The organism is Treponema sp., assembly GCF_051883275.1.
Lineage (GTDB): Bacteria > Spirochaetota > Spirochaetia > Treponematales > Treponemataceae > Treponema_D.
The window spans coordinates 60,261-66,890 of sequence record NZ_JBJETK010000030.1; the positions used below are offsets into that span (position 1 = coordinate 60,261).

The 6,630-nt window shown below is 44.8% G+C and carries 9 protein-coding genes and 1 tRNA gene; 7 read left to right on the forward strand and 3 right to left on the reverse strand.

Annotated elements, in window-relative coordinates:
• Positions 1 to 5: 5 nt before the first annotated feature.
• A complete protein-coding gene (gene sufB, locus ACI4L0_RS04925; RefSeq protein ID WP_439799055.1) occupies positions 6 to 1,421 on the reverse strand; it encodes a Fe-S cluster assembly protein SufB in 1,416 nt (471 codons plus the stop codon).
• A gap of 12 nt (positions 1,422 to 1,433) precedes the next feature.
• Entirely contained in the window at positions 1,434 to 2,273 is an 840-nt protein-coding gene (gene sufC, locus ACI4L0_RS04930) for a Fe-S cluster assembly ATPase SufC (RefSeq protein ID WP_439799056.1), read from the reverse strand.
• Positions 2,274 to 2,627: 354 nt separating this feature from the next.
• Between sufC and ACI4L0_RS04935 the strand changes: the two genes are divergently transcribed.
• The 7 genes from ACI4L0_RS04935 (at position 2,628) to ACI4L0_RS04965 (ending at position 6,126) form a co-directional block, all read left to right on the forward strand.
• Positions 2,628 to 3,653 (forward strand): hypothetical protein, encoded by a 1,026-nt coding sequence (locus tag ACI4L0_RS04935; RefSeq protein WP_439799057.1) that lies wholly within the window; start codon positions 2,628 to 2,630, stop codon positions 3,651 to 3,653.
• The gene (locus ACI4L0_RS04940) at positions 3,650 to 3,910 is read left to right on the forward strand and encodes an EscU/YscU/HrcU family type III secretion system export apparatus switch protein (RefSeq protein ID WP_439799058.1); all 261 of its coding nucleotides are present in this window, start codon (positions 3,650 to 3,652) and stop codon (positions 3,908 to 3,910) included. Before ACI4L0_RS04935 ends, ACI4L0_RS04940 begins: the two co-directional genes overlap by 4 nt.
• Positions 3,911 to 3,987: 77 nt before the next feature.
• Positions 3,988 to 4,350 carry a YraN family protein gene (locus tag ACI4L0_RS04945; protein ID WP_439799059.1) on the forward strand — a complete coding sequence of 121 codons (363 nt, stop codon included), beginning with the start codon at positions 3,988 to 3,990 and terminating at the stop codon, positions 4,348 to 4,350.
• Between the two features lie 3 nt (positions 4,351 to 4,353).
• A complete protein-coding gene (locus ACI4L0_RS04950; protein ID WP_439799060.1) occupies positions 4,354 to 4,518 on the forward strand; it encodes a hypothetical protein in 165 nt (54 codons plus the stop codon).
• Between the two features lie 18 nt (positions 4,519 to 4,536).
• On the forward strand, positions 4,537 to 5,016 hold the full coding sequence (locus tag ACI4L0_RS04955) for a hypothetical protein (RefSeq protein ID WP_439799061.1): 480 nt from the start codon (positions 4,537 to 4,539) through the stop codon (positions 5,014 to 5,016).
• Between the two features lie 76 nt (positions 5,017 to 5,092).
• A tRNA-Leu gene (locus tag ACI4L0_RS04960) sits at positions 5,093 to 5,180 on the forward strand.
• Between the two features lie 52 nt (positions 5,181 to 5,232).
• Positions 5,233 to 6,126: a TatD family hydrolase gene (locus ACI4L0_RS04965; protein ID WP_439799062.1), complete on the forward strand. Its 894-nt coding sequence runs from the start codon at positions 5,233 to 5,235 to the stop codon at positions 6,124 to 6,126.
• 24 nt (positions 6,127 to 6,150) lie between these two features.
• Here ACI4L0_RS04965 and ACI4L0_RS04970 read toward each other — a convergent pair whose 3' ends face one another.
• Entirely contained in the window at positions 6,151 to 6,501 is a 351-nt protein-coding gene (locus ACI4L0_RS04970; RefSeq protein WP_439799063.1) for a transposase, read from the reverse strand.
• Positions 6,502 to 6,630 lie beyond the last annotated feature (129 nt).

The window sequence follows — 6,630 nt, forward strand, 5'->3', positions numbered from 1 at the left end:
GCCCCTCACATGCTGCCTTTCATCTCAAGCTGAATCAGATTGTTCATCTCAACAGCATATTCAAGCGGAAGCTCCTTGCTCACGGGATTTGCAAACCCCGAAACAATCATTGCCCTTGCATCTTCCTCGCTTATGCCGCGGCTCATCAGATAAAAAATCGCCTTGTTGGAAATGCGCCCGATTTTTGCCTCGTGTCCTATGTCGCAGTCGTCCGTCATCACATTCATTGCAGGAACTGTATCGCTGCGGCTCTCGTCATCAAGCATCAGGGATGAACAGTCTATGCTGGCCCGTGAATTTCCGGCATCTTTATTGACAACAATAGAGCTTCTGTACGTGCACGCGCCGCCGCCCTTGGAAATTGACTTTGTGTTTATCACAGTGGAAGTGTTTTTTCCGATGTGAACCATCTTTGCGCCGGTATCAAGATTCTGCCCTTTGCCTGCAAAAGTAATTCCCGTGAATTCAACAGAGGAATTGTCGCCCTTCAGAATCGTAGTCGGATAAAGGTATGAAATATGGCTTCCAAAGCTCCCTGAAACCCATTCCATGCGTCCGTTTTCTTCCACGAGCGCCCTCTTTGTGTTCAGGTTGTACATATTCTTTGACCAGTTTTCTATTGTTGAATACCGGAGCCTGGCATTTTTCTTTACATAAAGCTCAACACATCCGGCATGCAGATTGGCAACATTATACTTTGGAGCAGAGCAGCCTTCAATAAAATGCAAGTCCGCGCCTTCATCTACGATAATCAGAGTATGCTCAAACTGCCCTGCGCCCGCGGCATTCAGCCTGAAATATGACTGAAGCGGAATTTTCACCCTTACATTTTTTGGAACATAAACAAAGCTTCCGCCGCTCCACACCGCTCCATGAAGAGCCGCAAATTTATGGTCTGAAGGCGGAACAAGGTGCATAAAATATTCCTTGACCATTCCGCTCCACTCGCTGCTTTTGAGAGCAGATTCAAAGTCCGTGTATACCACGCCCTGCTCAGCGACTTCCTCCATCACATTGTGGTAGACAACTTCACTGTCATACTGCGCGCCCACACCGGCAAGGCTCTCTCTTTCCGCCTCGGGAATTCCAAGCTTTTCAAAAGTGTCTTTTATATCCTTGGGAACATCCTCCCACTTTGCGGCCATATTGGTTTTAGGCTTGACGTATGTCACAATTTTCTGGATATCAAGATCACGTATGTCAGGTCCCCAGTCAGGCTCCTTTATTTCATTAAAAAGATGAAGGCTTTTCAGGCGGAATTCCCTCATCCAGTCAGGGTCGTTTTTTTCCGCGCTCAGCTTTTCTACAATCGAATCGTCAAGTCCGGCGCGTATCTTGTAAAAATCACGCTCGCTTTCCTCATAGCGGAAATCATAGAGAGAGCGGTCAATATCTGAAACATTTGTCTTTTCTTCTGCCATCTGATTTCCTGATTAAAGTCCGCCATTGGCAGCGTTGGCCTTTACAGCATCCATTGCAGCCTTTGCAGCGGCGGCAAGTTTTTCCCTGCGCTCGGCATCCTTTATTTCCTGCGGAATAAAACTGTCAAAGCCATCTTCATTTATCTTCTGGACAAGGCTTCCGTCACCTGTATGAACAAGGCGGCCTTTTACAATTATATGGGTTTTATCCACAGACAAATTTTCCAGAATACGAGTGGAATGGGTTATAACAATCAGAGAGCCGCCGCTTTTTTCCATATAAGTCCTGATGCCTTCAGACACAATGCGGCAGGCATCAACATCAAGCCCGGAGTCAGTTTCATCAAGAATCGCAAGACGGGGCTTTAGCATAAGAAGCTGAAGAATTTCGCTTTTCTTTTTTTCTCCGCCGCTGAAGCCCACATTCAAGTCGCGCGAAGCATAGCTGTGATCCATTTTCAGAAGATCCATGTTCTGCTCAAGCTCCCGGCTGAACTGCAAGAGCTTGACTTTCTGCCCTGTTACCTGCTGCATGGAAGAGCGGACAAACGACTCAAGCGAAATGCCCGGCACTTCAAGCGGCTCCTGGAAGCTCAGAAAAATGCCCGCCTTTGCGCGCCTGTCAGCCGGCTCGGATGTTATATCCTGTCCGTTAAAAACAATGCGGCCGCCGGTTATTGAATATTCAGGGCTTCCCATAAGCGTATAGCCCAGAGTGGATTTTCCAGCTCCGTTCGGCCCCATCAGGACGTGGATTTCTCCGGGGGCAATGTCCAGTGAAATATTTTTAAGAATCTGTTTCTCACCAACAGATGTAGACAGATTTTGAATTGAAAGCAGTGTTTCTGCCATAGGATTCCTCATTTTCAAATACAGGAAACCTCTAAAAATTTATTTTCAGCAGCACGATTTTAAGAATCGCATTTATACTGAAATTTTCCGAGGCCGCCAAATACTAAGGTATCGCAGTTGACTTTCATGCCCATTATTACAACGCAGAGCGCCGGACACAAAAACTTCCGCATGCATAAAAAATATACCAACTTTATAGGAAAATTGCAATGTTTCAGCAAAAAGGCACAGGGCGGATTTTTGGCGGCTGAACGGTTCACGCAATTTGACAGCCTTTGAAATTCAATATAGTATTTATTTTATCTTGCATCGTAGCGGCGGTTTTAAAATACAAATTCGGATCCGGAAAATTCCATGAAATCATCTGTCACAGAAATAAAAGGCAACAGTCCGCAGCAGGAAAATTTTTCAGGCAGGACACTTTCTCCCGGCGACAACGTTTCTGTCAAAGTCATAAAAAACCTGGGCAACGGAAACTACACTGTTCTTCTGCGCGAAACAAGGCTCAATGTCAAAAGTGAAATTCCGCTTTCAGAAGGCACTTTTTTCAAGGCGGTTCTGGAGCTTTCCGCAGATTCAAAAATTTTGCTGAAAACCGCGCCTGCGCAGGGAACAGACTTTTTTTCTTCAGGCCTAAGGAATTTCCTTGATTCGGCAGGAATCTCAGCGGATTCAGTTTCGATGGGAATAGTCAGCCAGATGATTCAGTGCGGCGTAAAGATTGACAAGGCGGCTATAAAAAAAGCCAGGGCGGTTTCGTCCATGTTTCCGGGAAAAGAAAAAGAGGCTGCGGAAATTGCCGCCATGCTCATAGAAAAGGGAATCGAGCCTGAAAAGGAAGTCATTGAGCGTTTTATGCTTCAGCTTCACCCCGAAAACTGGAAAGACCAGAGCAGGGAAAAGCAGACACCGGATAACGGCGCGGAAAATTTTCTGGAAAAAATATACGAGTCGCCCCCGGAAAAAAAAGCCGGAATTCTCACGCTTGCAAACCACATTAAGACACGAAACGGAAACAGCCGGCACTGGATAACTCTTCCATATATATGGCAGCCCGGAAAAAACGAAGCCAGGGGAATTATACGAATTCTTACGGACACTGACAGAAAAATAACAGAAAAAATTCTGATAAACTGCGAATTAAAGTGGAAAAAATATTTTTTTGTGTTATATTTTAATAATAGCAAGGTTTGTGAAGTGAGGTTCTGTACATTACCGCCGCTTTTGACCTCCAGGATTCATTCAGAGGAAGAGCGGCTTGGAGAATTGCTTTGTTCCGGCATGAACGGTGATTCTGTGACAGTAACCTACTCCGCCTTGACTTCTTCAGGCGATTTATACACAGAAGCTTCCTTTCTGTTCAAAGATCAGAACGCATGAAAAACAGCAGCGCATTTTTAGCAGTATCACTGAAATATCCCGATGATGCGGACGCTCCTCTTATTTCCGCAAAGGAAAGCGGACTTCTTGCAAAGCGCATGGTTGAGATCGCAAGGGAAAACAATATTCCCGTGGTGGAAAACGACATCGCGGCAAATGTGCTTTCAATGCGCCAGATAGGAGAATGTATTCCGGAAAGCACATGGGAAGCCATTGCAAAGGTGTTTGCATTTATAAAAAAAATGGAAGGAAGCTGAAAATGTTCAGGCGGCGGACAGTGGCTTTTAGAGCGGCTTTAAAAAGCTGAAGTTTTTTAGAGGTTTTCCAGGGAAAAATGAAAATTTCCACGCACACAAAGGGAGCCGCGGGCGAAGACAAAGCCGCGGATTTTCTGGCCAAAAACGGATATACAATCCTCGACAGGAATTTCAGAAACCGGGAAGGAGAAATCGACATAATCGCCGGAAAACAGGACTTTATAGTTTTTGTGGAAGTAAAATATCTTCCGCTCGGAACACTTGAAATGCTCGCGCAGAAAGTCGGCAGGGCAAAACAAAAAAAGATTATCAAAACATCTAAATGTTACCTTGAAAATCATCGAGAATATAATAACAGATTTGTACGCTATGATATTATAGCGCTTGATGTTCCGGGGCTGGATCCGGTTTATCATATTGAAAACGCATTTTCGGAGTAAACAATGCAGGCTGCAAAAAGCAACACACAGAATTCAGCGCTTTCTCCCAGAATCCGGGAACTGCAAAAAAAAATCCAGGACAAGGAGTACATAAATTCCGCAATAGACAGAATCGCGCTCATAATGAGCCGACATATCGTTGAATTTCGTATAGAAAAAAAATTGTAATTGGACTATACTTTCATCATGCGAAAAGACAAACATTCACGAAGACACACAGGAAACTGGAAAAGCGGAAAAAAAGATTTTGACGAAAAGAGAACCTTCCAGGCTCCCAAGCCGGTTTTCAAGCCGACAATAAAATCAGTGCCGCTGGAGCAGATACAGCAGGACGAAGAGGCAATCAGAAAATTCAAGTCCGCGAACCAGCCCGTATGCGAAGTATGCGGCCAGGGAATAAGGGACATTTCGACCGCAATAAACAGCAGGAATTCAGAAGGGCTTATTCATTTTGACTGCGCGCTGGAATCCCTTTCCAAGAGAGAAAGCCTGGATCCGGGGGACAAGCTGGCTTATATAGGACAGGGAAGATTCGGAGTAATCCACTTTGCCTCTCCTGCGGATACAAAGCATTTTACAATAAGAAAAATCATAGAGTGGGAAGAAAAAGACAAGAAGCCTGAGTGGAGATCTGAAATAGCAGACCTTTACAGCAGGATAAAATAGCGCATTTTTACAGGCATACGGCAAGGCAAGTTTCCAGTTGAAAGAAATTTCAGAATTCTATATAATATTTTGCATCGCCGGGATGGTGGAATAGGTAGACACAAGGGACTTAAAATCCCTCGGCAATCAAACCTGCCGTGCCAGTTCGATTCTGGTTCCCGGCAAACAGCAGGCAGCTTGAAGAAAATCAGGCTGCTTTTTTTTTCGAGGCTTATTATGTTTTCGGATACGCATTTTCATTTTCAGAATCTAGTTGAAAGCAACTCAGAGGAATACGGAACGTCAATTCTTGAGCAGATGGCGGACAACAGAATTTATTTCGGGATGGACATCGGCACAAGATGCTTTGATCTTATGGACAGAGCCGAAACTCTGGAAAACTGCATGAACGCACTCCCCGATGTAAATATGAAAAGCAAGCTGAAAAAATCGCTTTTCCTCAGCGCGGGAATTTGGCCGGATCCTGATTCGATACGAGAAAGGGAAAGCTGCATGGAAACACTCCGCGAAAGCATCGAGGAATTCCAGGAAAGCTCAAGCGCATTTTCGGGGCATCTTGCGGCTATAGGCGAAGGCGGAATTGACCATCACTGGAACCCTGAGGGTCCGGACGGAAGATGTGAATCCGACTTTGACGCAAAGCTTCTGTCAGGCGAAAAAGAGCTTTTTGAAATGCAGCTGGATCTTGCGAAGGAGCTCGACCTGCCTTTTATTGTCCACTCGCGCGACGGATTCAAAGACACCATCGAAGTCATGCGCGCGGCAAATTACAACAGGGGCATAATCCACTGCTTTTCGTACGGGCTGAATGAAGCGAAGGCTTTTCTTGACATGGGCTGGTACCTGGCATTCGGGGGAGCCACAACATACACAAAAAAAGCAAAAATGGACGAGCTTGTGGAACTTCTGCGCTATGTGCCAAAGGACAGAATTCTGCTTGAAACAGATGCGCCCTACCTTGCGCCGGTTCCAATGCGAGGCAGCGAAAACACACCGCTTTTTATAAAATACACCTATGAATTCATAGCAGAAAAAATAGGCATGAGCATAGACAAACTGAACAAAACCGTAGACGAAAACTGCATGGAGCTGTTCAGGCTGAAAAAATAAAGGCTATGTCCGTAAATAGTGTTGCTAGTCGTAAGCTTTGCTCCGTTTTTGTCGGCTAACTTTGGAATTGCTAACTTCCAAGGTTAACCGGTAAAATCCCGTTTTTTTTAAGAGATCAATCTCAGGCTGCTTCCTGCCAAGCTCCATGAGCATTGTCTCCTGCTGCTTTTCCAGTGCTGCAATTTTTTCTTCAAGGGCTTTCTGCCCGTCCGTCAGTATCTTGCCGTCAGGAAACATTGCAATCCATTCGCTTAATGTGCTTTGTGCGATATTATATTTTATCGCAGCTTCAGCTCTGTCTGCTCCGTTATGCAGAGCTTCTTTTACCGCATCAATCTTAAAATTATCCGTATATACATTTCTCTTTCGTCCCATAATTTGCCTTGCTTTTATTGTACTGCAAATTCGTTATTTTAGGAATTTTTTGTCCATTTTTCGGGCTTATTATAAACGAACTACCTTCTTCTGTCTCTGGTTTATATTTATGTGTCTGCATATAAATTT